The sequence below is a fragment of the Spongiibacter tropicus DSM 19543 genome (assembly GCF_000420325.1).
GTDB classification, from domain to species: Bacteria; Pseudomonadota; Gammaproteobacteria; order Pseudomonadales; family Spongiibacteraceae; genus Spongiibacter; species Spongiibacter tropicus.
Genome location: NZ_ATUS01000006.1, coordinates 2,501 through 24,277, shown reverse-complemented (window position 1 = coordinate 24,277; position 21,777 = coordinate 2,501). Strand labels below are relative to the sequence as shown.

General features: G+C 53.2%; 31 protein-coding genes, 4 tRNA genes and 2 rRNA genes. All 37 read right to left on the bottom strand.

What is annotated here, in order from left to right:
• Positions 1-20: 20 nt before the first annotated feature.
• Positions 21-1,022: a DNA-directed RNA polymerase subunit alpha gene (locus G411_RS0117760; protein WP_022960550.1), complete on the bottom strand. Its 1,002-nt coding sequence runs from the start codon at positions 1,020-1,022 to the stop codon at positions 21-23.
• 34 nt (positions 1,023-1,056) lie between these two features.
• Positions 1,057-1,677: a 30S ribosomal protein S4 gene (gene rpsD / locus G411_RS0117755; RefSeq protein ID WP_022960549.1), complete on the bottom strand. Its 621-nt coding sequence runs from the start codon at positions 1,675-1,677 to the stop codon at positions 1,057-1,059.
• Positions 1,678-1,700: 23 nt separating this feature from the next.
• Complete coding sequence (gene rpsK / locus G411_RS0117750) at positions 1,701-2,093, bottom strand: 30S ribosomal protein S11 (protein ID WP_022960548.1); 393 nt, start codon at positions 2,091-2,093, stop codon at positions 1,701-1,703.
• Between the two features lie 73 nt (positions 2,094-2,166).
• Positions 2,167-2,523 carry a 30S ribosomal protein S13 gene (rpsM, locus tag G411_RS0117745; protein ID WP_022960547.1) on the bottom strand — a complete coding sequence of 119 codons (357 nt, stop codon included), beginning with the start codon at positions 2,521-2,523 and terminating at the stop codon, positions 2,167-2,169.
• A 133-nt stretch (positions 2,524-2,656) separates the two neighbouring features.
• A complete protein-coding gene (gene rpmJ, locus G411_RS21960; protein WP_084495682.1) occupies positions 2,657-2,773 on the bottom strand; it encodes a 50S ribosomal protein L36 in 117 nt (38 codons plus the stop codon).
• A gap of 32 nt (positions 2,774-2,805) precedes the next feature.
• Positions 2,806-4,134: a preprotein translocase subunit SecY gene (gene secY / locus G411_RS0117740; protein ID WP_022960546.1), complete on the bottom strand. Its 1,329-nt coding sequence runs from the start codon at positions 4,132-4,134 to the stop codon at positions 2,806-2,808.
• A gap of 10 nt (positions 4,135-4,144) precedes the next feature.
• Positions 4,145-4,579 (bottom strand): 50S ribosomal protein L15, encoded by a 435-nt coding sequence (gene rplO / locus G411_RS0117735; protein WP_028968574.1) that lies wholly within the window; start codon positions 4,577-4,579, stop codon positions 4,145-4,147.
• 12 nt (positions 4,580-4,591) lie between these two features.
• On the bottom strand, positions 4,592-4,768 hold the full coding sequence (gene rpmD, locus G411_RS0117730) for a 50S ribosomal protein L30 (protein WP_022960544.1): 177 nt from the start codon (positions 4,766-4,768) through the stop codon (positions 4,592-4,594).
• A 19-nt stretch (positions 4,769-4,787) separates the two neighbouring features.
• Entirely contained in the window at positions 4,788-5,300 is a 513-nt protein-coding gene (gene rpsE / locus G411_RS0117725) for a 30S ribosomal protein S5 (protein WP_022960543.1), read from the bottom strand.
• A gap of 10 nt (positions 5,301-5,310) precedes the next feature.
• Positions 5,311-5,661, bottom strand: coding sequence for a 50S ribosomal protein L18 (rplR, locus tag G411_RS0117720; protein ID WP_022960542.1), 351 nt, complete (start codon positions 5,659-5,661; stop codon positions 5,311-5,313).
• 10 nt (positions 5,662-5,671) lie between these two features.
• On the bottom strand, positions 5,672-6,205 hold the full coding sequence (gene rplF / locus G411_RS0117715) for a 50S ribosomal protein L6 (protein WP_028968573.1): 534 nt from the start codon (positions 6,203-6,205) through the stop codon (positions 5,672-5,674).
• Positions 6,206-6,230: 25 nt separating this feature from the next.
• Positions 6,231-6,626, bottom strand: a complete 396-nt coding sequence (rpsH, locus tag G411_RS0117710; protein WP_022960540.1) for a 30S ribosomal protein S8 — start codon at positions 6,624-6,626, stop codon at positions 6,231-6,233.
• Positions 6,627-6,679: 53 nt separating this feature from the next.
• Entirely contained in the window at positions 6,680-6,985 is a 306-nt protein-coding gene (rpsN, locus tag G411_RS0117705) for a 30S ribosomal protein S14 (protein WP_022960539.1), read from the bottom strand.
• A 12-nt stretch (positions 6,986-6,997) separates the two neighbouring features.
• On the bottom strand, positions 6,998-7,537 hold the full coding sequence (gene rplE, locus G411_RS0117700; protein ID WP_022960538.1) for a 50S ribosomal protein L5: 540 nt from the start codon (positions 7,535-7,537) through the stop codon (positions 6,998-7,000).
• Between the two features lie 14 nt (positions 7,538-7,551).
• Complete coding sequence (rplX, locus tag G411_RS0117695; protein WP_022960537.1) at positions 7,552-7,869, bottom strand: 50S ribosomal protein L24; 318 nt, start codon at positions 7,867-7,869, stop codon at positions 7,552-7,554.
• Between the two features lie 33 nt (positions 7,870-7,902).
• Positions 7,903-8,271 (bottom strand): 50S ribosomal protein L14, encoded by a 369-nt coding sequence (gene rplN / locus G411_RS0117690; RefSeq protein WP_022960536.1) that lies wholly within the window; start codon positions 8,269-8,271, stop codon positions 7,903-7,905.
• A gap of 57 nt (positions 8,272-8,328) precedes the next feature.
• The gene (rpsQ, locus tag G411_RS0117685; protein ID WP_022960535.1) at positions 8,329-8,595 is read right to left on the bottom strand and encodes a 30S ribosomal protein S17; all 267 of its coding nucleotides are present in this window, start codon (positions 8,593-8,595) and stop codon (positions 8,329-8,331) included.
• Between the two features lie 2 nt (positions 8,596-8,597).
• Positions 8,598-8,789, bottom strand: a complete 192-nt coding sequence (gene rpmC, locus G411_RS0117680) for a 50S ribosomal protein L29 (RefSeq protein WP_022960534.1) — start codon at positions 8,787-8,789, stop codon at positions 8,598-8,600.
• A complete protein-coding gene (gene rplP, locus G411_RS0117675; protein ID WP_022960533.1) occupies positions 8,789-9,202 on the bottom strand; it encodes a 50S ribosomal protein L16 in 414 nt (137 codons plus the stop codon). Before rplP ends, rpmC begins: the two co-directional genes overlap by 1 nt.
• Positions 9,203-9,213: 11 nt before the next feature.
• On the bottom strand, positions 9,214-9,888 hold the full coding sequence (gene rpsC, locus G411_RS0117670; protein ID WP_022960532.1) for a 30S ribosomal protein S3: 675 nt from the start codon (positions 9,886-9,888) through the stop codon (positions 9,214-9,216).
• A gap of 13 nt (positions 9,889-9,901) precedes the next feature.
• Complete coding sequence (rplV, locus tag G411_RS0117665) at positions 9,902-10,240, bottom strand: 50S ribosomal protein L22 (protein WP_022960531.1); 339 nt, start codon at positions 10,238-10,240, stop codon at positions 9,902-9,904.
• Between the two features lie 25 nt (positions 10,241-10,265).
• Positions 10,266-10,541: a 30S ribosomal protein S19 gene (gene rpsS / locus G411_RS0117660; RefSeq protein WP_022960530.1), complete on the bottom strand. Its 276-nt coding sequence runs from the start codon at positions 10,539-10,541 to the stop codon at positions 10,266-10,268.
• A gap of 30 nt (positions 10,542-10,571) precedes the next feature.
• Entirely contained in the window at positions 10,572-11,396 is an 825-nt protein-coding gene (gene rplB / locus G411_RS0117655; protein ID WP_022960529.1) for a 50S ribosomal protein L2, read from the bottom strand.
• Between the two features lie 17 nt (positions 11,397-11,413).
• Entirely contained in the window at positions 11,414-11,710 is a 297-nt protein-coding gene (gene rplW / locus G411_RS0117650; protein WP_022960528.1) for a 50S ribosomal protein L23, read from the bottom strand.
• Positions 11,707-12,327, bottom strand: a complete 621-nt coding sequence (gene rplD / locus G411_RS0117645) for a 50S ribosomal protein L4 (protein WP_022960527.1) — start codon at positions 12,325-12,327, stop codon at positions 11,707-11,709. Before rplD ends, rplW begins: the two co-directional genes overlap by 4 nt.
• A gap of 11 nt (positions 12,328-12,338) precedes the next feature.
• The gene (gene rplC / locus G411_RS0117640) at positions 12,339-12,983 is read right to left on the bottom strand and encodes a 50S ribosomal protein L3 (RefSeq protein ID WP_022960526.1); all 645 of its coding nucleotides are present in this window, start codon (positions 12,981-12,983) and stop codon (positions 12,339-12,341) included.
• A 114-nt stretch (positions 12,984-13,097) separates the two neighbouring features.
• A complete protein-coding gene (gene rpsJ / locus G411_RS0117635; protein ID WP_022960525.1) occupies positions 13,098-13,409 on the bottom strand; it encodes a 30S ribosomal protein S10 in 312 nt (103 codons plus the stop codon).
• Positions 13,410-13,649: 240 nt separating this feature from the next.
• A complete protein-coding gene (tuf, locus tag G411_RS0117630) occupies positions 13,650-14,873 on the bottom strand; it encodes an elongation factor Tu (RefSeq protein WP_022960524.1) in 1,224 nt (407 codons plus the stop codon).
• Positions 14,874-14,954: 81 nt separating this feature from the next.
• Positions 14,955-15,030: transfer RNA gene (locus G411_RS0117625), tRNA-Thr, on the bottom strand.
• A 35-nt stretch (positions 15,031-15,065) separates the two neighbouring features.
• Positions 15,066-15,139, bottom strand: a tRNA-Gly gene (locus G411_RS0117620).
• Between the two features lie 33 nt (positions 15,140-15,172).
• Positions 15,173-15,256 (bottom strand) — tRNA-Tyr (locus G411_RS0117615).
• Positions 15,257-15,345: 89 nt separating this feature from the next.
• Positions 15,346-15,421: transfer RNA gene (locus G411_RS0117610), tRNA-Thr, on the bottom strand.
• A 37-nt stretch (positions 15,422-15,458) separates the two neighbouring features.
• Positions 15,459-16,178 (bottom strand): hypothetical protein, encoded by a 720-nt coding sequence (locus tag G411_RS21700; RefSeq protein ID WP_028968572.1) that lies wholly within the window; start codon positions 16,176-16,178, stop codon positions 15,459-15,461.
• Positions 16,175-16,924 carry a type III pantothenate kinase gene (locus G411_RS21695; protein WP_022960522.1) on the bottom strand — a complete coding sequence of 250 codons (750 nt, stop codon included), beginning with the start codon at positions 16,922-16,924 and terminating at the stop codon, positions 16,175-16,177. The genes G411_RS21700 and G411_RS21695 overlap by 4 nt, the downstream gene beginning before the upstream one ends.
• A complete protein-coding gene (gene birA, locus G411_RS0117595; RefSeq protein WP_022960521.1) occupies positions 16,924-17,895 on the bottom strand; it encodes a bifunctional biotin--[acetyl-CoA-carboxylase] ligase/biotin operon repressor BirA in 972 nt (323 codons plus the stop codon). Before birA ends, G411_RS21695 begins: the two co-directional genes overlap by 1 nt.
• A gap of 628 nt (positions 17,896-18,523) precedes the next feature.
• Positions 18,524-18,638: ribosomal RNA gene (gene rrf / locus G411_RS0117590) — 5S ribosomal RNA — on the bottom strand.
• A gap of 170 nt (positions 18,639-18,808) precedes the next feature.
• Positions 18,809-21,704 (bottom strand): 23S ribosomal RNA (locus G411_RS0117585).
• Positions 21,705-21,777 lie beyond the last annotated feature (73 nt).

The following is a 21,777-nucleotide window of genomic DNA, read 5'->3' as shown; positions in this document are numbered from 1 at the left end:
ATAATCTGTGATTCCGGCGCTTACGCCAGAACCCGGTCGTCGTTTCTCAGGCTAGCAGGGGGCCAGTTATCCAGGCGCAGGCCCAGAGACAGTCCACGAGACGCCAGCACATCTTTGATTTCGGTCAGAGACTTCTTACCCAGGTTCGGCGTCTTCAGCAGCTCAACTTCAGTGCGCTGAACCAGATCACCGATGTAATAAATGTTCTCGGCTTTCAGGCAGTTTGCACTGCGCACTGTCAGCTCAAGGTCATCTACCGGGCGAAGCAGAATCGGATCGACTTCATTTTCTTCACGAGAGGGCTCTTTCTCGCCTTCGCTTTCCAGATCGACAAACACGGCCAGCTGCTGCTGCAGGATAGTCGCGGCGCGACGGATCGCTTCTTCGGGATCGATAGTGCCGTTGGTTTCGAGATCCAGAACCAGCTTATCCAGGTCGGTACGCTGTTCTACACGAGCGCTCTCAACCACATAGCTTACGCGGCTTATCGGGCTGTAGCTGGCGTCCAGTTGCAGACGGCCAATAGAACGGGTTTCTTCCTCGCCACCGTTACGCACGTCGGCGGGAACATAGCCGCGGCCGCGGGCAATCGTCAGACGCATGTTCAGCTCACCACCGGAATTCAGGTTAGCGATGACATGATCTTTATTGACGATTTCCACTTCATGGTCAGTGTGAATATCACCAGCTGTTACCGGGCCTTCGCCTTTCTTGCTCAGGCTGAGTACGGCTTGGTCTTTACCGTGTAGAACCACGGCGACCTCTTTCAGGTTCAGCAGGATTTCAATAACGTCTTCCTGCACACCTTCCATCGCGCTGTACTCATGCAGTACACCGTCGATCTCCGCTTCAGTTACCGCACAACCAGGCATGGAAGACAGCAAAATACGGCGCAGGGCGTTGCCCAGAGTATGTCCGAAACCGCGCTCGAGAGGTTCCAGAGTAACTTTGGCGCGCGTCTGGCCCAGCTCTTCGACCTGAATCACACGCGGTGTTAAAAATTCATTCACTGCACTTTGCATAGGTCACCTGTAGTGAGAATGTCCTGAAGGAAACTTACTTCGAGTAAAGCTCAACGATCAGTTGTTCGTTGATCTCTGAAGACAAGTCGCTACGGTCTGGTGCATTTTTGAAAACAGCTTCCATTTTGTCGCTGTTAACATCAATCCAAGACACATCGCCGCGCTGAGCGGCCAATGCCAGTGCAGATTGAACACGCAGTTGTTTCTTCGCTTTTTCGCGCAGACTGATGACGTCGCCCGGCTGCACCTGGTATGACGGTACGTTAACGGTTTGACCATTCACCAAAATGCCTTTGTGAGATACCAACTGACGAGATTCGGCACGCGTAGAGCCGAAACCGATGCGGTATACCACGTTGTCCAAACGGCTCTCGAGGTATTGCAGCAGGTTCTCACCGGTTGCACCTTTTTTGCTCGCCGCTTTTTTGTAGTAGCTACGGAACTGCTTTTCCAGAACGCCGTACATACGACGAACCTTTTGCTTTTCACGCAACTGAACACCGTAATCAGACAGACGACCGCGACGTGCACCGTGCATACCCGGCGCGTTTTCCGCCTTGCACTTTGAGTCCAGCGGACGTACGCCGCTCTTCAGGAACAGGTCGGTGCCTTCCCGTCTTGCTAATTTACAGCTTGGGCCCAGATATCTAGCCATGCTTCATATTCCTCAACTGTTAATTACACGCGACGTTTCTTGGGAGGACGGCAACCATTGTGGGGGATGGGCGTCACGTCTGTGATATTGGTGATCTTGTAACCGCAGTTATTCAGCGCACGCACTGCAGACTCACGGCCAGGGCCAGGTCCTTTAACTTCTACGTCCAGATTTTTCAGACCATAATCTTTCGCCGCGTTACCTGCGCGCTCTGCAGCAACCTGTGCTGCAAAGGGGGTGCTCTTACGAGAGCCGCGGAAGCCACTGCCGCCGGCAGTCGCCCAGCTCAGGGTGTTACCCTGACGGTCTGTGATGGTGATGATGGTATTGTTGAAGGACGCATGAATATGCGCCACGCCATCGACAACAGTCTTTTTGACTTTTTTGCGAGGCGCTTGCTTGCCTGGTTTAGCCATTCTAATTTCCTGCTTCTAATATCAACACTACACTAGCGGTGTAGCTACACTAAAGGCGCGTTGCAGACTGCAATTACTTGCGGATCGGCTTGCGAGGACCTTTACGCGTACGCGCGTTTGTCTTGGTACGCTGACCGCGCAGGGGAAGCCCTTTACGGTGACGCAGACCGCGGTAGCAACCGAGGTCCAGCAGACGCTTGATGTTCATAGACACTTCACGACGCAGATCACCTTCGACAGTCATCTTGGCGATGGCGTTACGCAGTGAATCCAGTTGATCTTCAGAAAGATCAGCGATTTTTGCATCTTCCGCGATATTATTGCCGGCACACAGCTGCTTAGCTGTGGTACGACCGATTCCGTAGATGTAAGTCAACGAAATAACGGCGTGCTTGTTATCTGGTATGTTAACACCCGCGATACGAGCCATTCAGATTACTCCAATTAAAGCTATAACTGTTAACGCTTGACAAAATCTGGCCCGCCAAACAGACCACCGCGCGAAAGGCGCAGTAGTCTATCCGCATGCGACCTTGGTTTCAAGGCCAGCGGCCAAATTTTGCTCAGCCCTGCCGCTGCTTATGGCGGGGTTCCGCGCTACAAATAACGCGAACGACACCTTTGCGACGAACGATTTTGCAGTTGCGGCAAATCTTTTTTACCGAAGCGCGAACTTTCATGACGATACTCCAAACAATGTGCGCCGCTGTGATTAGCGGGCACCGCTACCGTAGTTTTTAAGGTTTGCTTTTTTCATCACCGAATCGTACTGGTGAGACATCATGTGTGATTGCACCTGGGCCATGAAATCCATCACCACCACGACAACAATCAACAATGATGTACCGCCGAGATAGAACGGCACATTCCACATGACCACCAAGAACTGCGGCAGCAAACACACGCCAGCTATATACAGCGAGCCAAACATGGTCAGGCGAGTCAGCACGCCATCGATGTAATTGGCCGTCTGTTTACCGGGGCGAATTCCTGGCAAAAACGCGCCCGAACGTTTCAGGTTATCTGCGACTTCATCAGGGTTGAACATCAACGCCGTATAGAAGAAACAGAAGAAAACAATTAACGCTGTGAACAGAATGATATTCAGTGGCTGGCCCGGCCCGATTGCCAGAGCAAGCTCCTGAAGCCATTCCATGCCTTCACCACTCTGGCCGACCCACTGCGCGATAGACGCAGGGAAGAGCAGAATCGAGCTGGCGAATATTGCCGGGATAACACCCGCCATATTCACCTTCAGCGGCAGGTGACTCGACTGCGCCTGATACATCCGATTACCGCGCTGCTGCTTAGCATAGTTCACCGTAATTCGACGCTGCCCTCGCTCGATGAATACCACCAGATAAATCACGGCGATGGCCAGAACCAGGATAGCCAGCAGCACCAGTATATTCAGCTCGCCCTGGCGCGCCTGCTCCAGGGACTGTCCTACTGCTGATGGAAGCCCGGCCACAATACCCGCAAAGATCAGCATGGAAATACCATTGCCGATACCGCGCTCGGTAACCTGCTCACCCAGCCACATCATAAACACCGCACCGGTAACCAATGAAACCACCGCGGTGAAATAGAAGCTCAGGTCGGCATTAAAGGCCAAACCCTGGTTAGCCAGGCCAACGGTCATCCCGGTCGCCTGCAGAAGTGCGAGAGCCACGGTCAAATAACGTGTGTACTGCGTTATTTGACGGCGTCCTGCCTCGCCTTCCTTTTTAAGCGCTTCAAGCTGCGGGCTTACGGCCGACATCAGCTGCATAATGATCGATGCAGAAATGTACGGCATGATACCCAGCGCGAGAATACTCATACGCTCAAGAGCACCACCCGAAAACATGTTAAACAGCCCAAGAACGGTGCCCTGGTTCTGATTAAACAATGCGGCGAGTTGATCCGGATTAATGCCAGGCACCGGAATATGGGTACCGATGCGATAAACGATTATCGCCAATAACAGAAAACGAAGGCGAGCCATGAGCTCGCCTAGTCCGGACTGCTTTCCAGTTGTCAGGGGACTGGATTTCGCCATGGGGTTATCCCTATTCCTCGACTTTACCGCCGGCTTTTTCGATCGCTTCGCGAGCACCTTTGGTGACAGCAAGACCTTTGATGGTCACTGCTTTAGTCACATCACCAGACAGGAATACTTTCGCGCGCTCGATGTTATTGCTGATCAGGTCAGCGCGTTTCAGCGCATCCAGATCGATCACATCTTCTGCAACGGCATTCAGCTCAGAAGTACGGATCTGAGCAGTCACCGCTGCCAGACGAGAGGTGAAGCCGTATTTGGGCAGACGCTTTTGCAGTGGCATTTGGCCACCCTCGAAACCGGGACGAACGCTGCCGCCGGAACGAGACTTCAGACCTTTGTGACCACGGCCAGCGGTTTTACCCAGACCACTACCGATACCGCGTCCCACCCGCTTGCCGTCTTTAACGCGGCCGGGTGCGGGACTCAGCGTGTTCAAACGCAACTCGCTCATTGTTTAACCCTCAACACGTACCAGATAGTTAACTTTATTGATCATGCCACGTACCGACGGTGTATCTTCCACCTCTACGGTGTGACCGATACGGCGCAGACCCAGTCCTGCTACGCAGGCTTTGTGTGACTTCAAGCGGCCCGCGATAGAGCGAACCTGTGTAACTTTAATCTTGCTCATAACAAATCCTGCCCTTGTCTTAGTCCAGGATCTCTTCTACTGACTTGCCACGCTTAGCCGCGACTTCTTCAGGAGAAGAAATGCTTTGCAGTCCTTTGATGGTTGCACGCACTACGTTAACTGGGTTGGTAGAGCCGTAGCACTTAGCCAGTACGTTGTGAACACCGGCAATCTCCAGTACCGAACGCATCGCACCACCGGCGATAACACCCGTACCTTCAGAGGCTGGCTGCATGTATACCTTGGACGCACCGTGCACACCTTTAACAGGGTACTGGATCGTGTCGCCTTTGATATCTACCTGCACCATGTTGCGGCGGGCAGCTTCCATCGCTTTCTGGATGGCGACAGGCACTTCACGAGCCTTGCCGCGACCAAAACCGACTTTGCCGTTGCCATCACCCACTACAGTCAATGCGGTGAAGCTGAAGATACGACCGCCTTTGACCACTTTGGCAACACGGTTAACCTGAACCAGTTTTTCCTGGAGGCCTTCAGTGTTTGCTTTGTCTTTCTGCTCGTTATACGCCATCGCCTAAACCTTAGAATTCCAATCCACCTTCACGGGCAGCATCTGCCAGCGCTTTTACTCGACCGTGGAAACGGAATCCACTACGGTCGAAAGCAACCTTTGTAACACCTGCAGCTTTCGCACGATCTGCGATCAGCTTGCCGACGCCAGCTGCCGCTGCAACATTACCCGTAGCAGTGCCACGCAGATCTTTGTCCAGTGTCGAAGCACTGGCCAGAACGCGGTCACCTTCAGCGGCAATCAGTTGCGCATACATATGGCGCGGGGTGCGATGAATGCACAGACGGACCGCACGCAATTCGCGAATCTTAGCGCGAGCACGACGGGCACGACGTAATCTTGAAACTTTCTTATCGCTCATATGCTAGCCTTTACTTTTTCTTCGCTTCTTTACGACGAATGACTTCGTCATCGTAGCGAACACCTTTACCTTTGTAGGGCTCGGGCGGACGGAAGGCGCGGATTTCCGCAGCTACCTTGCCGAGAACCTGCTTGTCATTCCCGCTCAGCACAATTTCTGTCTGGCTGGGAGTTTCTGCCGTAACACCTTCGGGCAGATCGTAGTCAATGGGGTGAGAGAAACCCAGCACCAGATTGACTGACTTACCGCTTGCTTTAGCACGATAACCAACACCGTTCAGGACCAGCTTGCGCTGAAAGCCTTCGCTAACGCCAATTACCATGTTGTTGGTCAGTGCACGAGTGGTACCCGCCATTGCCCAACCGTCTTTTGCACCTTCACGCGCAGCGAACACGAGCTGGCCGTCTTCCTGCTTCACATCGACGGACCCATGCAAAGGCATAGACATAGAACCATTCTTGCCTTTTACCGCAATGCTGTCGGCGCCGAGTTTGACTTCAACCCCTTTGGGGATAGTCACTGGACTTTTCGCTACTCTGGACATTTCAGAAACTCTTCTAACCGTCGATTTAGAATACAGTGCAGAGCACTTCGCCACCCACACCTGCAGCACGTGCGGCACGGTCAGTCATCACACCACGGCTGGTGGAGACAATGGCAATTCCCAAGCCTGCGCGAACAGACGGCAGCTCATCTTTACCTGCGTAAGAGCGCAGACCAGGGCGGCTTACGCGCTGGATCTCTGCAATTACCGGTTTACCTTGGAAGTACTTCAGCTCAAGGGTCAGAATAGCTTTACCGCCGTTCTCGTCCACACGCGAAGCACTGATATAACCTTCTTGCTCAAGTACGTTAGCCACAGCTTTTTTCAGCTTTGAAGACGGCATTTGTACTTCGGTCTTCCCGGCCATTTGAGCGTTGCGAATACGGGTCAGCATATCCGCCAAAGGGTCTTGCATGCTCATGTTTTGCTCCCATTAATCGCCGCGTTTATCGCGCGACAGCAAAATTCTCAAACTTACCAGCTGGCCTTAACCAGACCGGGCACATCGCCACGCATTGCAGCTTGACGCAGTTGGTTACGGCACAGACCAAACTTACGGTAAACGCCGTGCGGACGGCCGGTTACCTGACAGCGACGACGCTGACGAATCGGACTGGCATCACGTGGAAGCTTCTGCAGTTTTACTTGCGCGTCCCACTTTTCTTCATCACTGCTGTTAACGCTGGCGATGATTGCTTTCAGTTCAGCACGCTTAGCGGCGTACTTGGCGACTGCGCGAGCACGTTTAGCTTCGCGCGCTTTCATTGACTGCTTTGCCATGTCACTAACCCCTTAAGCTTTGAACGGGAAGTTGAACGCTTTCAGCAGCGCACGACCTTCGTCGTCGTTGCGAGCTGAAGTGGTAATGGTGATATCCAGACCACGCAGCGTATCTACTTTGTCGTAATCGATTTCCGGGAAAATGATCTGCTCAGTCACACCCATCGCGAAGTTACCGCGACCGTCGAATGACTTAGGGCTGATACCACGGAAGTCACGAACACGCGGAATGGCAACACTGATCAGGCGATCCAAAAATTCATACATGCGCTCACGACGCAGCGTTACCTTGGCACCAATGGGCCAGCCATCGCGGATCTTGAAACCAGCGATAGACTTACGCGCCTTAGTAACAACCGGCTTTTGACCACTGATTTTCTCAAGGTCAGCCAGTGCCGCTTCAAGCACTTTCTTGTCGCCAGCCGCTTCACCTACACCCATGTTCAGAGTGATTTTGGTAATGCGGGGCACTTCCATCGGGTTTTCCAGGCCAAGCTCTTCGATGAGCTTCGCACGCAACTCGTTGTTGTACAGTTCGCTTAATCGTGCCATTTCTCTACTAACCCCTACGCGTCGATCGCTTCGCCGCTGGATTTAAATACGCGGGTTTTGCTGCCGTCTTCGGCGACCTTAAAGCCCACCCGATCCGCCTTGTTAGTCGACGGGTTGTAAATCGCCACGTTAGACACCTGGATGGGCGCCTCTTTCTCGACGATACCGCCTGCAACGCCCAGTTGAGGATTGGGGCGCTGGTGCTTTTTGATCATATTGATGCCGGAGACCAGCACACGGCTTTCATCCAGTACTTTCTGTACTTTGCCGCGTTTGCCTTTGTCTTTACCGGTTAAGACGATCACTTCGTCTTCACGTTTAATCTTGCGCATTATGCTGACCTCAGTCTTCTCTCTGCGTACCCGTTACAGTACTTCGGGCGCCAGGGAGATAATCTTCATGAACTTCTCACCACGCAGTTCGCGGGTTACCGGCCCAAAAATACGGGTGCCGATGGGCGCCAAATTGTTGTTCAGCAGTACTGCGGCGTTATCGTCGAACTTGATCAGCGAACCATCGCCACGACGAACACCTTTTTTGGTGCGAACTACAACCGCTGTCATGACCTGACCTTTTTTCACTTTGCCGCGAGGAATTGCCTCTTTGACAGTGACTTTGATCAGATCGCCGACACGCGCATAGCGACGGTGTGAGCCGCCAAGCACCTTGATGCACATAACGCGACGTGCGCCACTGTTATCTGCAACTTCCAAATAGCTTTCTGTTTGAATCATTTCTTACTCCAAAGCAGTCAACTGTGCATCAAGCTTGAACACAGGCCGCCGGCCAAATTAAATCTGGTTAGCCGTCTCTTCAACACGCAGCAGCGTCCAAGACTTACTCTTAGACAGAGGGCGTGTTTCACAAACTGTTACCACGTCTCCCGCCTTGCACTGATTGTCTTCATCATGCGCGTGGATCTTGGAAGAACGAGTGATGTACTTACCGTAGATCGGGTGCTTAACACGACGCTCGATCAGTACAGTGATGGTTTTATCCATCTTGTCGCTCACAACTTTACCGGTGGCGGTACGAGCGCTCTTTGCTGCTTCTGACATTGTTAGTTACCTGCCTTTTCTTGGAGCACTGTCTTGATGCGTGCAATTTCACGACGAGTCTGCTTCAGCAGATGTGTCTGCGCCAACTGGCCGGTGCTTTCCTGCATGCGCAGCTTGAATTGCTCTTCAAGCAGCTGCAGCAGTTGCGCGTTGAGCTCGTCAACGGACTTTTCGCGTAATTCGATAGCCTTCATTACATCACCACCCGCTTAACAAATGTGGTTGGTACCGGAATCTTAGCCGCTGCCAAAGCGAATGCTTCACGCGCCAGCTCTTCGGGCACGCCTTCCACTTCGTACAGCACCTTACCGGGCTGAATTTGGGCAACCCAATATTCAACGTTACCCTTACCTTTACCCTGACGAACCTCAAGAGGCTTTTCAGTGATTGGCTTATCTGGGAACACGCGAATCCAGATTTTACCGCCACGCTTAATGTGGCGAGTCATGGCACGACGAGCGGCTTCGATCTGGCGAGCAGTGATGCGGCCACGGCCGACAGCTTTCAGACCGAAATCACCAAAGCTGACCCGGCTGCCGCGCTCTGCCAGACCGCGATTGCGGCCCTTCTGTACCTTGCGAAACTTTGTGCGCTTCGGCTGTAACATGTGCGTAACCCTTACTCTGAAACTTTCTTAGCCTTGGCTTCGACTGCCTCGTTTCTGGATCCCAGGATTTCACCCTTAAAGATCCACACCTTGACACCAATGATGCCGTAGGTGGTCGATGCCTCGTGTGTCGCGTAATCGATGTCGGCGCGCAGAGTGTGCAGGGGCACACGGCCTTCGCGATACCACTCAGTACGCGCAATTTCTGCACCGCCAACACGGCCGCTGACCTGAACTTTGATGCCTTCAGCGCCTTGGCGCATGGCGTTCTGAACGACGCGCTTCATCGCGCGGCGGAACATCACTCGGCGCTCCAGCTGCTGAGCAACGTTCATTGCAACCAGCTTGGCATCCAGATCCGGCTTGCGAACTTCTTCAATGTTGATGTGCACGGGCACTGACATACGATCGCTGAGCTCTTTGCGCAGCTTCTCAACATCTTCGCCTTTTTTACCGATCACGATACCGGGGCGCGCAGTGTGAATGGTCACGCGAGCAGTTTGCGCGGGACGCTCAATCACGATACGGCTTACAGATGCGTGCGACAGCTTCTCTTCCAGGTACTCACGAACCTGAAGATCAGTGACCAGTTGCTTCGCATACTGTTTGCTGCCTGCATACCAGACAGAGTTGTGATCTTTTACGATTCCCAGCCGGATGCCGGTCGGGTGTACTTTCTGACCCATTTGGTCTCTCCTACTAACCTTCGCCGTCGGCTACTTTGATCGTGATATGGCAAGACCGCTTGAGAATGCGATCGGCCCGGCCTTTTGCACGGGGACGAAGACGCTTCATAGTCATGCCTTCGTCTACAAAAATCGTCGATACACGCAGCTCATCAACGTCAGCACCTTCGTTGTGCTCGGCGTTGGCGATTGCAGAGTTCAGCACCTTTTTAAGGATGCTGGCTGCTTTCTTAGGGCTGAACGTCAACAGATCCAGCGCCTCTTCAACACCCTTGCCTCGAATTTGGTCAGCAACCAAACGGGCTTTCTGGGCGGATATACGTGCGCCTTTTAAACGTGCCGCTACTTCCATCGTCTATGCCTCTCCCAGCGCAAGCTTAACGCTTGGCCTTTTTATCAGCCACATGACCCTTGTAAGTCCGGGTAGCGGCGAATTCACCCAATTTGTGCCCAACCATGTCCTCGGTAACCATAACCGGAACATGCTGACGACCGTTGTGTACCGCGATGGTCAGGCCGACCATCTCGGGGAGAATCATGGAACGACGCGACCAGGTTTTGATCGGACGACGATCGTTTTTCTCAACCGCTACTTCCACCTTCTTCAAAAGATGAAGGTCGATGAACGGTCCTTTTTTCAATGAACGTGGCACAAGCTAATCCTCTTTACTCTGATTGCGCGTTTACTTTCTGCGATCACGCACAATCAGCTTATCTGTACGCTTATTTTTACGGGTCTTATACCCTTTGGTCGGCACACCCCAAGGTGTAACAGGATGACGACCACCAGAGGTACGACCTTCACCACCACCGTGTGGGTGATCAACGGGGTTCATCGCAACACCGCGAACGGTGGGACGAACGCCGCGCCAACGCGCCGCACCGGCTTTACCCAACTTGCGCAGGCTGTGCTCGCTGTTAGATACCTCGCCCAACGTGGCGCGGCACTCAGCCAGAATCTTGCGCATTTCGCCGCTGCGCAGGCGCACAGTGGCATATTGGCCTTCACGAGCGACCAACTGCACAGAAGCGCCGGCACTACGCGCGATCTGCGCGCCTTTACCTGGCTTCATTTCGATGCAGTGAATCGTGCTACCCACTGGAATGTTGCGCAGCGGCAGGGTATTACCCGCCTTAATCGGCGCCGCTTCACCAGAGAACAGCTCATCACCAGCAGATACACCTTTGGGAGCGATGATGTAACGACGCTCACCGTCGGCATATTTCAGCAATGCAATAAACGCAGTACGGTTCGGATCGTATTCCAGGCGCTCAACAACAGCGGGAATACCGTCTTTGTTGCGCTTGAAATCGATCAGGCGGTAGTGCTGCTTGTGACCACCACCAACGTGGCGCGTAGTAATACGGCCTTTGTTGTTACGACCGCCGTTACGCGACTGACTCTCTACCAACGCCTTGTGAGGTGCACCCTTGTGCAGCTCCGCGTTAACTACGCGAACAACGAAGCGGCGGCCAGGAGAAGTCGGTTTACTTTTAACAATTGCCATTTGACTCAGCTCCAGACTTATTCAGCGACTGCAAAGTCGATTTCCTGACCTTGCACCAGGCTTACATAAGCCTTCTTCCAATTCGGCTTTTTGCTCAAACCAAAGCGATTGCGCTTCACTTTGCCTTTCATATTCACGGTGCGAACGTCAACCACTTCCACCTTGAACAGTTTTTCTACGGCATGCTTGATTTCAAGCTTGGTAGCCGTCGGCAAAACTTTGAACACCACTTGATTGCCAGCTTCGGCACTCATTGCACTTTTTTCAGAGACGTGAGGGCCGAGCAGTACCTTGTAGATGCGCTCTTGATTCATCCCAGCAACTCCTCAAATTTTTTCAGTGCAGCAACGGTGATCAGCACTTTCTCATAACCAATCAGACTAACTGGATCGACACCACTCACATCGCGCACATCAACATCGTGCAGGTTACGAGCTGCCAGATACAGATTGCCGGTCACTTCCTCGGTCACAATCAGCGCACCAGTCAGACCCAGCTCACCCAGCGACTTCACCAACAGCTTAGTCTTCGGGGCTTCGAGAGCCAGCTCTTCAACCACCACCAAGCGCTCTTGGCGAGCCAGCTCAGACAGAATTGAGCGCAGCGCCGCACGATACATCTTACGGTTAACTTTCTGGGTGTAGTCCTGCGGCTTCGCAGCAAAAGTAACACCACCGCTACGCCAGATAGGGCTGCGAATAGTACCTGCACGGGCACGACCCGTACCCTTTTGACGCCAAGGCTTCTTGCCGCCGCCGCTCACTTCTGAGCGAGTCTTCTGAGCACGAGTGCCCTGACGAGCACCAGCCAGATAAGCGGTTACAACCTGATGAACCAGGTCTTCATTAAACTCACGAGCAAAGGCCACATCGGAAACCTGGATAGTTCCAGCCGCTGCACCGTTACCGGGTTTCGCAATATTCAATTCCACTGCTTAGCCCCCTAGGATTTTTTTGCTTTAACAGCGGGACGTACGAATACATCACCGCCTGGCGCACCGGGAACCGCACCTTTGATCAAAATCAGGTTGCGATCGGCATCAACGCGAACGATTTCCAGCGTCTGCACAGTCACGCGCTCTGCGCCCATGTGACCGGCCATTTTCTTGCCCTTGAAGACACGACCCGGAGTTTGACACTGACCGATAGAACCCGGCGCGCGATGCGACAGCGAGTTACCGTGAGTAGCGTCCTGGGTACGGAAATTCCAACGCTTAACGCCACCCTGGAAGCCCTTACCTTTGGACTGACCAGTAACGTCAACTTTCTGACCAGCTTCGAATGCTGCAACAGTCAGCTCAGCACCCACTTCGGGAGCATCTTCGCCATCTTCCAGACGGAATTCCCACAGGCCACGACCCGCCTCAACACCCACTTTCGCGAAGTGCCCGGCTTCAGCCTTGGAAATGCGCGATGTCTTGCGAGCACCGGCCGTTACTTGAATAGCGCGATAGCCGTCAGCATCGTCTGCTTTGACACGAGTAACGCGATTGGGCTCAACCTCAATCACAGTTACCGGAATAGATACGCCGTCGTCAGTAAAAACGCGAGTCATGCCGCTTTTACGACCGACCAAACCAATAGTCATTTGCTCCAACCTCTCAGTGTACGGGGCTTAACCCTCTACGGCCGCGCTCTCACGCGTTACACAACCCAGGGCCAGCCCCTGAGCGGGTCTGAAAAAATTCAGCTTTTAAATGAATTAGCCAAGGCTAATTTGAACTTCTACACCAGCCGCCAAATCTAGCTTCATCAATGCGTCTACAGTTTTTTCTGTAGGCTCAACGATATCCAGCATGCGCTTATGGGTGCGGATCTCATACTGATCACGCGCATCCTTGTTCACATGCGGAGAGACCAGAACCGTGTAGCGCTCTTTGCGAGTAGGCAGAGGAATCGGTCCCCGAACCTGCGCGCCAGTACGCTTAGCGGTATCTACAATCTCTTGCGTAGATGCATCGATAAGGCGGTGATCAAAAGCTTTTAAACGAATGCGAATCCGTTGATTTTGCACCTGATCAAACTCCCATCCCGAAATAGCTTCGAGCCACTATCGGCGCCAACCGGCCGAGACAACCCGAAAAAAGAAGCGGCATATTAATGACCAAAACATAGTCTGTCAACAGATATTTGGCTTAAAGCCAAAAACTGCATCGCCGCCACACCATAGGGTGCCTATCGCACCCATTGTTACCAAGAAAGGGAGACCGAAGCCTCCCCTCCATCACTCAGCGACCACCAGGCCGCCAAGGCATTACTCTACGATTTTTGCAACCACGCCGGCGCCGACAGTACGGCCACCTTCACGGATTGCAAAACGCAGACCTTCTTCCATCGCGATCGGCGCAATCAGTGTTACGTCCATCTTGATGTTGTCGCCAGGCATTACCATTTCGGTACCTTCAGGCAGCTCACACGCACCGGTTACGTCAGTGGTACGGAAGTAGAACTGCGGACGGTAGCCTTTGAAGAACGGCGTGTGACGACCACCTTCTTCTTTAGACAGTACGTAGACCTCAGCTTCGAAACGAGTGTGAGGAGTGATAGAACCCGGCTTAGCCAGGACTTGACCACGCTCTACTTCGTCACGCTTGGTACCACGCAGGAGGACACCGACGTTCTCACCAGCACGGCCTTCATCCAGCAGCTTGCGGAACATTTCAACACCGGTACAGGTGGTTTTGGTGGTGTCGTGGATACCAACGATTTCGATTTCGTCGCCAGTTTTCAGGATACCGCGCTCGATACGACCGGTTACTACAGTACCGCGACCGGAGATAGAGAATACGTCTTCGATCGGCATCAGGAAGGGCTGATCGATAGCGCGCTCTGGCTCAGGAATGTACTCGTCCAGTGCTTTAACCAGCTTAGATACAGCAGTAGTACCCAGCTCGTTGTCGTCCTCGCCGTTCAGAGCCATCAGCGCAGAACCTGCGATGATCGGCGTGTCGTCGCCGGGGAATTCGTAAGTGTCGAGCAGCTCACGGATTTCCATTTCAACCAGCTCGAGCATTTCGTTGTATTCTTCGGTGCCTACGCCGCCGCAGTCTTCAGCCAGCAGGTCAGCCTTGTTCAGGAATACCACGATGTAAGGTACGCCTACCTGACGAGACAGCAGGATGTGCTCACGCGTCTGGGGCATCGGGCCGTCGGTGGCACCACATACCAGGATCGCGCCGTCCATCTGGGCTGCACCAGTGATCATGTTTTTAACGTAGTCAGCGTGTCCGGGGCAGTCTACGTGAGCGTAGTGACGGATGTCTGAATCGTATTCAACGTGAGAAGTGGCGATAGTGATACCGCGCTCACGCTCTTCGGGGGCGTTATCGATGCCGTCAAAGGCAACAGCCTGGCCGCCGAAAACTTCTGCACAGACACGAGTCAGTGCTGCGGTCAGAGTGGTTTTACCATGGTCAACGTGACCGATGGTGCCCACGTTGACGTGGGGCTTACTACGTTCAAACTTTTCCTTTGCCATTGCGACAGTCTCCTAGCGGACCTTTTCGTCAAGTCACTACAAAAAGACAAAAACCACCCAGGGCTTTTGTCGCCAAAAAAGTGGAGCTCATAACCGGACTTGAACCGGTGACCTCTTCCTTACCAAGGAAGTGCTCTACCGACTGAGCTATATGAGCACCGCGTAATCGTAATGCTTCAGCCCAACGCAAACTGGAGCGGGTAGCGGGAATCGAACCCGCACCATCAGCTTGGAAGGCTGAGGTTCTACCATTGAACTATACCCGCTGAATCGCGTTCTGCTGGTACATCTAGCAATAATGGTGGTGGGGGGTGGATTCGAACCACCGAAGCTTGCGCGTCAGATTTACAGTCTGATCCCTTTGGCCACTCGGGAACCCCACCTCGAAAGAGCGCAACATTCTGCTTATATGGCAATACCTTGTCAACATATTGTTGCAAAGCGAATTAACAATGCCATTACATGAAAAGAGTGGAGCTGGCGAGAGGAGTCGAACCCCCGACCGGCTGATTACAAGTCAGCTGCTCTACCAACTGAGCTACGCCAGCACATCTTTACACGTCGCTTTCGAACGAGGGCGGCATTCTAGTCGAACTCTTGGTAAGACGCAATCAACTCACAGCTTTTTTTCGATAGCTCAGCACTATTGCTTTTATTGCTTTCCATAAATGCCATCGATGCATCGAAATCGCCTCCTTGATCTGCGCCCCGATACACCAACCACAGCCGTATTGCCTCATCAGCAACACGCCGGACCTCTACAGCATAGCCCCTTGAACGCATCGTCGATGCGTGTCGCTCCGCGCGGGATTCGTCACTGAATACACCCAGAGAAATTGCATTCTCCATCTCCCCGCGACGAATCAGGTAGCTATCTATCCGTTGTTTTTTCAGTTCCTGCAGCATGCTCGACGCCGGCGCCTGCCCGCCGTAGGGCCCCAGCAGCACCCAATAGTCGACATCCCTTTCATAGCGCTCACGCATCCACGAAACAGCAAGCCGCTCATCAGTAATCTCAACCGCCTCTTCATTATCAAACGGCCCTAACACCCAGCAGACCTCATCGGCCAACACCGCCCCGCCACCTGCCTCAAGCTCGTCGACTGCCGCCTCATCGTCAGTAAGCGCCAAACCATCGGCGGGAGCTACGGCATCAGAGCCCATCTCAGATAAGAGCGTAAGATTTCCCCTGCCCCCACCTGCGGGTCGCCCCTGATCACTCAACGAGCTATATCCCTCTCCCGACTGCCCCCAAAGATAAACCGCCAGGTTGATGACGAGTAACGCAAGGAGCAACACCCTCATGAATTTAAGCCCTCACGCCCCAAAACCAGCGACAAACCATCCAGCACCAAATCTTCAACATAAACCCATGAGCCGCCATCAACACCCGCAACCTGCAGCGCAGCTTTAGCATCCCCCCCGGTAACCACAACAGAAACCTGGCGATCAGCCTGCTGGATTCGCCGAGCTACGTCACTAATGACAGAAACGGCAGCAAGCCATGAGGCATTCTCTACGCATGACGCCGTGTTATTACCCAAATCGATACTCGGCTCGCGGATCTCATCAAACTGTATACGACCAGTACCGCCCAGCAAGGATTCTCGCATCAAACGACGCCCAGGAAGAATGTATCCCCCCTGATGAACACCGTCCGCGGCCAGCACATCGATAGTTAGCGCTGTGCCAATATCTGCAATCACAAGATCTCCAGAAACACGACGCTTCGCTGCGATCATTGCCAGCCAGCGGTCCACTCCAAGAGTCAAAGGATCGTCGTATGCATTAGTGATACCACCACAGCTGGCGGAAACCTGCGCAAATCGGCAGGCGACTGCGGCTTTATCCGCGCATCGACGCAGCATCGCATTAGCATCGTCACTCGCGACAGAGGAAATATGGAGAACATCTGGGCGCAGGCCTTCAAGCAATGCCGCCACACGACCTTCATCGCAAGGCAAGCGACCGCGCTCAAAACCATGCCGATGGCAAAGACGCCACTTCAAGGCCGTATTACCGACATCAAACTCCAACACACCGCCAGCCATCAGCAGACTTCCCTCAGGCTCACCTCACCACCGTGAAAAACTCTAACACCCGAATCCGTAATCAAACGCAATCCGCCATCAGGGTTTACGCCATCCTCTGTACCAAACAGCCACTCTTCTCCAAGCTGCACTTTGACTGACTGACCACGAAAAGCATCAAGCGCCAGCCACTGATCACGGAAAGGCGAAAAGCCTTGGCGACTGTATTGCGTCAAAGCCGCAAAAAGCGCATTCAACAGCAGCGCCAACATGCGATTTCTGTCGGAACCAATGGGGTAGGCCGACAAATCAGCCCATGGCTGAGTAACGACCGTTGAATCGACCTCTTGCAACTGCATATTCAGGCCAACACCGATAATAACCTGGCAGACGCCCGCCGGATCACCCTGCATTTCCAGCAGAATACCCCCGAGTTTTTTCCCATCCAGCAATACATCGTTTGGCCATTTCAATGAGATACCGTCAACATCAGCCTCAGACAACGCGTTCGCCACCGCGACACCAATACACAGGCTTAGCCCCTCAAGCGCCGCCGCCCCATTGCTAAACTCCCACACCAGGGAGCAATAAAGACTACGCCCAAACGGACTGAGCCACTGCCTGCCACGCCGGCCCCTCCCTGCGGTTTGCTGCTCGGCCGTGCAGCAATACTGATGAGCAGGTCCCATAGCGATACGCTTCGCCGCCTGCAAATTGGTAGAGTCGAGCACACCGAAGATATCCATCCCTTCAAGTATCGCCTGCAAGGCCTGATCTGTATGCTGGGCAATCAACTCTCGACTCAATAGATCCAAGCCACCAACAACTCGGTAACCTCTACCCTTTTGCGCTTCGATGGAGAGACTGAGCTCCTCCAGCTTTTGCAGCTGCTTCCAGACTGCCGCTCGACTAACGCCCAGCAAACCTCCCAACTCCTCCCCAGAGTGGAATTCGCCGTCGGCGAGAACCGATAGTAGTTGCTCAGAAGCCAAAACATTTCCTCTTGTCGCGAAGCGGCCCCACAGGGGCGCAAGGCAACGATCATAACAAAACTTGCGCGCTCCGCAGCTATCTCCCCTTAGCAGGAGGGACAAATATGCTCGCTCTATTAAAACCCAATCGTTTCACATAGCCTTCTCTGCGAACGGCTCTCCCCAGGTTGCGCATAACCCAGCTAGTGCTTTGGCCATGACCATAGGCCAGAGCCTAGTGGATACCAATTCCAGAGCCCCATAAAAAACCCCGAGGCTCAGATGAACCTCGGGGCAGTGTGGCCCACGACCGTAGGGAGTGCTTTGGCCATTTTAATTAAAGCCTGGCGAGAGCAGGCCCCGTGAGCGCAGCGAACGCTTTGGCGTCTGACCTACATTGTGTTGCAAGCGGTGCTCGCAATCGCTGCGCGACGCCTATCGGCGCCCCAACCCTTTACCTTCGGTACATGGCTTGTCACATGGCAGCTATGCGAGCCGCTTAACGGAACAGACGGTAACCGCAATCCTAAATAAAACACCCCGGACAGCATTGCTGACCGGGGTGTTTTATTTAGAAGCCTGGCGGAAGCCACTTCCAGAGCCCCATAAAAAACCCGAGGCTCAACTGAACCTCGGGTTTTTAATTAAAGCCTGGCGATGACCTACTCTCACATGGGGAAACCCCACACTACCATCGGCGATGACACGTTTCACTTCTGAGTTCGGGATGGGTCAGGTGGTTCCATGTCTCTATGGTCGCCAGGCAAACTGGCTTGCGTTGCTTCGAGTCTCACTGTCGCATTGACATGCTCTCACAATCACAAATAGGGCGGTAAATAAGCTGATAACTGTTTTCTCAGTGGCTGTTTCCAGCCTGTTGCAACGATCCGTTGCAGTTTCTTGATTCTTTACGATGGCAAGACCCTTTGATTATATGGTCAAGCCTCACGAGCAATTAGTACAGGTTAGCTCAACGCCTTACAACGCTTACACACCCTGCCTATCAACGTCCTGGTCTTGAACGGCTCTTTAGGGGAATCAAGTTCCCAGGGAGATCTTATCTTGGAAGAGGCTTCCCGCTTAGATGCTTTCAGCGGTTATCCCGTCCGAACGTAGCTACCGGGCAATGCTACTGGCGTAACAACCCGAACACCAGAGGTTCGTCCACTTCGGTCCTCTCGTACTAGAAGCAGCTTTCCTCAAATCTCCAACGCCCACGGCAGATAGGGACCGAACTGTCTCACGACGTTCTGAACCCAGCTCGCGTACCACTTTAAATGGCGAACAGCCATACCCTTGGGACCGGCTTCAGCCCCAGGATGTGATGAGCCGACATCGAGGTGCCAAACACCGCCGTCGATGTGAACTCTTGGGCGGTATCAGCCTGTTATCCCCGGAGTACCTTTTATCCGTTGAGCGATGGCCCTTCCATACAGAACCACCGGATCACTATGACCTACTTTCGTACCTGCTCGACTTGTCAGTCTCGCAGTTAAGCGCGCTTGTGCCATTACACTAACCTCACGATTTCCGACCGTGATTAGCGCACCTTCGTGCTCCTCCGTTACACTTTGGGAGGAGACCGCCCCAGTCAAACTACCCACCACACAATGTCCTCGAACCAGATAATGGTCCAGAGTTAGAACCCCAATAGTACCAGGCTGGTATTTCAAGATTGGCTCCACCTGAGCTGGCGCCCAGGTTTCAAAGCCTCCCAGCTATCCTACACAAGTAATATCAGAGTCCACTGTGAAGCTATAGTAAAGGTTCACGGGGTCTTTCCGTCTAGCCGCGGGTATACGGCATCTTAACCGCAATTTCAATTTCACTGAGTCTCGGGTGGAGACAGCGTGGCCATCGTTACGCCATTCGTGCAGGTCGGAACTTACCCGACAAGGAATTTCGCTACCTTAGGACCGTTATAGTTACGGCCGCCGTTTACCGGGGCTTCGATCAAGAGCTTCGCTTACGCTAACCCCATCAATTAACCTTCCGGCACCGGGCAGGCGTCACACCCTATACGTCCACTTTCGTGTTTGCAGAGTGCTATGTTTTTGATAAACAGTCGCAGCCACCTGGTCACTTCGGCCAGCCTCAGCTTAGGGAGCAAGTCCCATCACCAAAACCGGCGTACCTTCTCCCGAAGTTACGGTACCATTTTGCCTAGTTCCTTCACCCGAGTTCTCTCAAGCGCCTTGGTATTCTCTACCTGACCACCTGTGTCGGTTTGGGGTACGGTTTGTTGTAACCTGAAGCTTAGAAGATTTTCTTGGAAGCATGGCATCAACGACTTCGTCCAAAAGAGGACTCGTCATCACCTCTCAGCCTTAAGATCCCGGATTTGCCTAAGATCTCAGCCTACTAGCTTAAACGCAGACAACCAACGCTGCGCTCGCCTAGCCTACTCCGTCCCTCCATCGCAGTTACAACAAGTACGGGAATATTAACCCGTTTCCCATCGATTACGCTTTTCAGCCTCACCTTAGGGGCCGACTAACCCTGCCCTGATTAGCATGGGGCAGGAAACCTTGGTCTTCCGGCGAGGGGGTTTTTCACCCCCTTTGTCGTTACTCATGTCAGCATTCGCACTTCTGATACCTCCAGCAAGCCTCTCGACTCACCTTCGCAGGCGTACAGAACGCTCCTCTACCACGCATAAATGCGTCCGCAGCTTCGGTTCTACGTTTAGCCCCGTTACATCTTCCGCGCAGGCCGACTCGACTAGTGAGCTATTACGCTTTCTTTAAAGGATGGCTGCTTCTAAGCCAACCTCCTAGCTGTCTGAGCCTTCCCACATCGTTTCCCACTTAACGTAGATTTGGGACCTTAGCTGGCGGTCTGGGTTGTTTCCCTCTTGACGACGGACGTTAGCACCCGCCGTCTGTCTGCCATGATTGCACTCCACGGTATTCGGAGTTTGCATGGGTTTGGTAAGTCGGGATGACCCCCTAGCCCAAACAGTGCTCTACCCCCGTGGGTGAGACATGACGCTCTACCTAAATAGATTTCGAGGAGAACCAGCTATCTCCCGGTTTGATTAGCCTTTCACTCCGATCCACAGCTCATCTCCAAATTTTTCAACATTTGTGAGTTCGGTCCTCCAATGCCTGTTACGGCATCTTCAACCTGGCCATGGATAGATCACCGGGTTTCGGGTCTAATGCATGCAACTAAATCGCCCTATTAAGACTCGGTTTCCCTACGCCTCCCCTAAACGGTTAAGCTCGCTACATACATTAAGTCGCTGACCCATTATACAAAAGGTACGCAGTCACAGAACAAGTCTGCTCCTACTGCTTGTACGCATACGGTTTCAGGTTCTATTTCACTCCCCTCTCCGGGGTTCTTTTCGCCTTTCCCTCACGGTACTGGTTCACTATCGGTCAATTGGGAGTATTTAGCCTTAGAGGATGGTCCCCCTATCTTCAGTCAAGATAACACGTGTCCCGACCTACTTATCGCAAGCTTAGTACCACAAGTGCGTTTTCGTGTACGGGGCTATCACCCTGTATCGCCGGACTTTCCAGACCGTTCCACTAACACACAAGCTATCACTTGCAGGCTGATCCCCGTTCGCTCGCCGCTACTAAGAGAATCTCGGTTGATTTCTTTTCCTCAGGGTACTTAGATGTTTCAGTTCCCCTGGTTCGCCTCCTAAGACCTATGTATTCAGTCAAAGGATACCTGGGTTATCCCAGGTGGGTTTCCCCATTCGGACATCTTTGGATCAAAGTCTGGTTGCCGACTCCCCAAAGCTTTTCGCAGGCTCCAACGTCCTTCATCGCCTCCAATTGCCAAGGCATCCACCGTATGCGCTTAGTCGCTTGACCATATAAGCAAACAGACTCGCCATCGCTATATCGTCAAGAAACTGCATTTCAATCACACGCGACTTGCTGCGTG

Coding starts and splice junctions, on each gene's coding strand:
- rpsE (WP_022960543.1), bottom strand. CDS start 5,300: ATGGCGTATAACGAGCAGAAAGACAAAGCAAACACTGAAGGCCTCCAG.
- rpsK (WP_022960548.1), bottom strand. CDS start 2,093: ATGGCTAAACCAGGCAAGCAAGCGCCTCGCAAAAAAGTCAAAAAGACT.
- G411_RS0117760 (WP_022960550.1), bottom strand. CDS start 1,022: ATGCAAAGTGCAGTGAATGAATTTTTAACACCGCGTGTGATTCAGGTC.
- rpsM (WP_022960547.1), bottom strand. CDS start 2,523: ATGGCTCGTATCGCGGGTGTTAACATACCAGATAACAAGCACGCCGTT.
- tuf (WP_022960524.1), bottom strand. CDS start 14,873: ATGGCAAAGGAAAAGTTTGAACGTAGTAAGCCCCACGTCAACGTGGGC.
- rplR (WP_022960542.1), bottom strand. CDS start 5,661: ATGAGCGATAAGAAAGTTTCAAGATTACGTCGTGCCCGTCGTGCTCGC.
- G411_RS21695 (WP_022960522.1), bottom strand. CDS start 16,924: ATGGCTGGCGGTGTGTTGGAGTTTGATGTCGGTAATACGGCCTTGAAG.
- rpsQ (WP_022960535.1), bottom strand. CDS start 8,595: ATGTCAGAAGCAGCAAAGAGCGCTCGTACCGCCACCGGTAAAGTTGTG.
- rplF (WP_028968573.1), bottom strand. CDS start 6,205: ATGTCCAGAGTAGCGAAAAGTCCAGTGACTATCCCCAAAGGGGTTGAA.
- rpsH (WP_022960540.1), bottom strand. CDS start 6,626: ATGAGCATGCAAGACCCTTTGGCGGATATGCTGACCCGTATTCGCAAC.
- rplV (WP_022960531.1), bottom strand. CDS start 10,240: ATGGAAGTAGCGGCACGTTTAAAAGGCGCACGTATATCCGCCCAGAAA.
- rpsD (WP_022960549.1), bottom strand. CDS start 1,677: ATGGCTAGATATCTGGGCCCAAGCTGTAAATTAGCAAGACGGGAAGGC.
- rplX (WP_022960537.1), bottom strand. CDS start 7,869: ATGCGCAAGATTAAACGTGAAGACGAAGTGATCGTCTTAACCGGTAAA.
- rplN (WP_022960536.1), bottom strand. CDS start 8,271: ATGATTCAAACAGAAAGCTATTTGGAAGTTGCAGATAACAGTGGCGCA.
- G411_RS21700 (WP_028968572.1), bottom strand. CDS start 16,178: ATGAGGGTGTTGCTCCTTGCGTTACTCGTCATCAACCTGGCGGTTTAT.
- rpmD (WP_022960544.1), bottom strand. CDS start 4,768: ATGAGCAAGATTAAAGTTACACAGGTTCGCTCTATCGCGGGCCGCTTG.
- rpmC (WP_022960534.1), bottom strand. CDS start 8,789: ATGAAGGCTATCGAATTACGCGAAAAGTCCGTTGACGAGCTCAACGCG.
- rpsN (WP_022960539.1), bottom strand. CDS start 6,985: ATGGCAAAGCAGTCAATGAAAGCGCGCGAAGCTAAACGTGCTCGCGCA.
- rplE (WP_022960538.1), bottom strand. CDS start 7,537: ATGGCACGATTAAGCGAACTGTACAACAACGAGTTGCGTGCGAAGCTC.
- rplP (WP_022960533.1), bottom strand. CDS start 9,202: ATGTTACAGCCGAAGCGCACAAAGTTTCGCAAGGTACAGAAGGGCCGC.
- rplW (WP_022960528.1), bottom strand. CDS start 11,710: ATGAATCAAGAGCGCATCTACAAGGTACTGCTCGGCCCTCACGTCTCT.
- rplB (WP_022960529.1), bottom strand. CDS start 11,396: ATGGCAATTGTTAAAAGTAAACCGACTTCTCCTGGCCGCCGCTTCGTT.
- rplC (WP_022960526.1), bottom strand. CDS start 12,983: ATGACTATTGGTTTGGTCGGTCGTAAAAGCGGCATGACTCGCGTTTTT.
- secY (WP_022960546.1), bottom strand. CDS start 4,134: ATGGCGAAATCCAGTCCCCTGACAACTGGAAAGCAGTCCGGACTAGGC.
- rpmJ (WP_084495682.1), bottom strand. CDS start 2,773: ATGAAAGTTCGCGCTTCGGTAAAAAAGATTTGCCGCAACTGCAAAATC.
- rpsC (WP_022960532.1), bottom strand. CDS start 9,888: ATGGGTCAGAAAGTACACCCGACCGGCATCCGGCTGGGAATCGTAAAA.